Below are 4,489 nucleotides of genomic sequence, written 5' to 3' on the forward strand. Positions count from 1 at the left end.
GTGGTGGAGGCGGCGGGGGCTTCACCGGATGAATGATTTCCGCCTTGAGAGGGGGGCGCGTGACCGGCACAGGCTCTTTATCCACCCATGTCAGATAGATCCCGCCCAAAACCGCAGAGACCAGAGCAACCCCTCCGATCCCGATCACTTTCTGCATCGGGTCACGTCGCTGTTGCGCGTACTCCTGCATACAGGAAACCTCCCCTTTCGCTGGCTGGACGACGCACACAGCGCCTCTGCCGTCTACCAGCCGATCAATGACCGCAATTTACGAACACGGCACGCTCAGCACCGCGTCATCAAGCAGGGGATTGGGCAAATCAGCGGCCCGAATGTCAAGCCGGTCGGGCATTGGCTTTCGAGAAATTTCCACAACAACTCATAGTGTTATCAAGAATTTTTGTATCCATGTCACAATGAAAATAAGAGCCGGATGGCTGAAAACCGGGAAAAATGCGATCGAGAAGCATTCGTGGAACAATATCCATTTCCGGACATCACGGAAAAATTGAAAACAAAAAAAATTATCGACCAGCCTTCTGATTTTTATCAACGGGCTGGAAAAGCGAAATGCGGCAGAAAGACATCGGGACTCAGGAGGCTGAGCCGGACATTCAATCCAAGCTTTTCAGAGAACAGATTTTCCGGAATTGATGGAGATCTGCCGCCTATGACGGGCAAGATCTCCATCCATAGCCTTACTGCGCGACAGCGCTGGCTTCGGAGCGTGTGGCGCCCACACGGGCGGCCAGAGACGCCGCCATGAAGTCATCCAGATCCCCGTCAAGGACGGCGTCCGGATTGCCTTTTTCAACGTTGGTGCGAAGGTCTTTCACCATCTGATACGGCGCGAGGACGTAGGACCGGATCTGATGGCCCCAGCCGATATCGGTCTTGGCCGCTTCTGTCTGGGCGGCAGCGGCCTCACGTCTCTGGAGTTCCGCCTCATACATCCGCGCGCGCAGCATTCCCATGGCCGTCGCACGGTTACGATGCTGGGAACGGTCTGTCTGACACGCCACGATGATACCGGTCGGAACGTGGGTGATACGGATGGCGGATTCCGTCTTGTTGACGTGCTGTCCGCCCGCGCCGGATGCACGGAATGTATCGACCTTCAGGTCCGCTTCGTTGATCTCGATCTCGATGGTGTCATCGACCACCGGGAAGACCCAGACGGAAGCAAAGGATGTCTGCCGCCGCGCCGCCGCGTCGAACGGTGAAATACGGACCAGACGATGCACGCCCGCCTCGGTTTTCAGCCAACCATAGGCGTTCGGACCAGAGACCTGAATCGTTGCCGATTTGATACCGGCCTGCTCGCCTTCGGAGCTTTCGATCATGGTGATCTTGTAGCCATGCGCCTCGGCCCAGCGGGTGTACATGCGCAGCAGCATTTCGGCCCAATCCTGAGCCTCCGTGCCACCTGCACCGGCGTTCACTTCCAGATAGCAGTCATTGCTGTCCGCCTCGCCCGAGAGAAGGCTTTCCGTTTCCCGGCGTTTGGCCTCTTCCGCCAGACGGTTCAGCGTCTTCATGCCGTCGGCGACCATATCGGCGTCGCCTTCGTCTTCCGCCATCGTGATGAGTTCGAGCGTATCCTCGACCTCGTTCTCCAGATTCTGGACACCCTCGATCTGGTTGGCCAGAAGCGTCCGCTCGCGCATGATCTTCTGCGCGCCTTCGGTGTCGTTCCAGAGGTCGGGGTCTTCGACCCGGTTATTCAGTTCGGCAAGTCTGCCCTGTGCGACATCCCAGTCAAAGATGCCTCCTCAGCAGCGCAATCGACTGCTTGATCTGCTCATTGAGCGCTTCTGTCTCGGCGGACATGGCGACCGTGACTCCGTCTCTTGGGGTGGGTTCAACGGGGCTGAATACAGGCAGCCGCGCAGGATGTCATCCCTTGCGGCACACAAGAAAATGCCTCCTGCCGTGAGCCACCAACCCTGCTCAACATTTTCCGGTATCAAGACCCCATGGCATGGTCAGCCAGATTAATACAGACCACCCATGCCAATATCGCCGCCGGTCGGCTGCTGCGGCGCTGTCTGAGCCGGAACGGAAGCGCCCCCCGCAGGCGCAGCACCGCCACCGCCAGCAGATGCACCCTCGCTCGTCGTCGACATGTCGCTTTCGGACGCGGGCAGATTTTCCGCACCCGTATCAGCAGCCGTCAGCTCGCCCGTTCCCGGGCTTCCGGCGGCATAGCTATCGCTCTGACCCGGCGTCTGGTCGGCCTTGAAAGCATCAACCGTCACGCCACGTCCCGTATCGTAACGAACAAGCGTCACATCATCTGGAACACGGAAATCAAGTTTCGGGCGTCCCGCCAGCGCTTCCTTCATGATCTTATTCCAGATCGGCCCAGCGATGGCTCCACCCGTTTCGTTTTTGCCAATCGACTGCGGCTGGTCGTAACCAATCCAGACGATTGTCACCAGATCGGCGGAATATCCAGCGAACCATGCGTCGTTGAAGTCCTGACTGGTGCCCGTCTTGCCCGCGATGGGGTTATCGATCCCCACCCCTGCCCGCACGCCCGTGCCTCGCTTGATAACATCTTCCAACATCGCCGTAATCTGGAAGGCACTGGCTTCACTGGCGATGGGCGCGCGCTGGTCGAGGAGTGCCGGTATATCGTTCTGTCCCGGCAAAGGCGCTGTCGACGGCGAAGATGAAGTTGCAGACTCCGTCGCCGGTCCGGCTGCACCACCAGCGTCCGCCGTGGGGAAGATCGCGCTGGGACCGGAAGCATCGGCTGCCTTCGGCTGCTGGTCAGCGGAAGGCGCAGTGATGGACAGAGCCAATCCTTCTGGCCGCCACATCACATGACCATCACGATCCTGAACGGTGTCGATCAGCGTGGGCGTGACCTTGCGACCACCATTGGCGATCGTGGCGTATGCGCCTGCTTCACGCAGCACCGTCGTTTCCACCGCGCCAAGCGCGGCGGGCAGCACATGCGGCATGTTCTGCACAAGACCGATATCCTCGGCCACCTTCGCCACGCTCTTGATGCCGATATGAGCGGCCAGCCGGATCGTTACGAGATTGCGGGATTCCCGCAACGCGTCATGCAGGGTGGTCGGTCCCCAGAAATCGTTTTCGTAGTTATTCGGATGCCAGCTGCCATAGGAAACCGCCGAATCGCTGAACTTCTGCGAGGGAGAAATCCCCTGCTCCATCGCCGTGAGATAAACGAACGGCTTGAACGACGAACCAGGCTGTCGCATCGCCTGTGTGGCACGGTTGAACTGGGAGGCTTCAAACGACCAGCCACCCGTCAGCGCCAGCACGCGCCCGGTGTGCGCGTCCATCGTCACCACGGCGCCCTCGATTTTCGGAATCTGGCGAATCGCGACATGACCGCCTTCCGCCTGCGGCTCGACCATCACCAGATCACCCGGACGCATGGAGCGATAAACCCGCATCCAGCCCAGATCCTTCGACAGCAGCGTTGCGCGCCGGGGAACGCCGCCTTCCAGCCACCCGACGCTGCCATTGCCTTAATCGAGCACGACCGCGAGCCGCCAACGGTCAAGCATTCCCGCAGGATGCTGCGCCGACATAAGGGCAGCGCTCCACAGGGCTTCGTCCTGCGCCGTTGCGCGGGTGACGGCATCAAGATGCCCTACCCCTCCCCGCCAGCCGCCGTGCGAACGGTCATATGCCATCAACCCGTCACGAAGGGCGGAGGTGGCAAGCGACTGAAGGGATGGATCGAGACTAGTGTGAATGGCGAGGCCGCCCTGCATGGTCTGCTGGACGCCATATTTCTCAATCAGTTCGCGCCGCACTTCTTCGCTGAACCACTCAGAACCAGGCGCCGGTCCCGGACGACGGAAACTTTTGGTGGCCAGCGCTTCCTGCTTCGCCGCCTGCACCGACTGCGCATCGAGCCAGCCAAGATCCTGCATACGGTCGAGAATCCAGTTGCGACGTCCCCGCGCCGCATCCGGATAACGGTAAGGATTGTAGTTGGTTGGAGATTTCGGCAGCGCCGCAAGGAAAGCGGCCTCGGAATCGTCGAGCTGATCGAGCGGCTTGTTGAAATAGGCTTGAGAGGCCGCGCCGATGCCATAAGCCCCGTTCCCGAGATAAATTTCGTTCAGATAGATCTCGAGAATCTTTTCCTTGGGCAGCACCTGTTCGATGCGAAGGGCCAGCAACGCTTCCTTGGCCTTGCGCTCCATCGACACGGCCTGCGAGCCCAGCAGCATGATGCGGGCCACCTGCTGCGTAATGGTCGAAGCTCCAAGCGGACGACGTCCCTTACCACGGGAAAGATCCGTCAGCCCCGCGCGCAGAATGGCAAGAGGATCAACACCCTTATGGGTCCAGAATTTCTGATCCTCGGCCGCAAGGAAAGCGTTCTTCACACGATCCGGAATGGCTGAATAGGGCACGAACACGCGCCGTTCCGCCGCAAGCTCGGCAATCAGCGCATCATCACCAGAATAGAGGCGGCTCATCACCGGCGGCTGATAGG

Annotated in this window: 1 protein-coding gene and 2 pseudogenes; all 3 read right to left on the reverse strand. The window is 59.8% G+C overall.

The window, feature by feature from the left end; genetic code table 11:
- Positions 1–190 (reverse strand): annotated as a pseudogene (locus ABF824_RS15725) (energy transducer TonB); the annotation flags it as partial.
- 508 nt (positions 191–698) lie between these two features.
- Positions 699–1,830 (reverse strand): peptide chain release factor 2 gene (gene prfB / locus ABF824_RS15730; protein WP_415489910.1). Its coding sequence is split into 2 segments (ribosomal slippage): positions 699–1,760 and positions 1,762–1,830, totalling 1,131 coding nucleotides; the frame shifts between segments, so codons are not numbered across the junction.
- Between the two features lie 164 nt (positions 1,831–1,994).
- Positions 1,995–4,489: pseudogene (locus ABF824_RS15735) on the reverse strand (penicillin-binding protein 1A); the annotation flags it as partial.

The organism is Acetobacter sp., from assembly GCF_047721705.1.
Classification (GTDB): domain Bacteria; phylum Pseudomonadota; class Alphaproteobacteria; order Acetobacterales; family Acetobacteraceae; genus Acetobacter.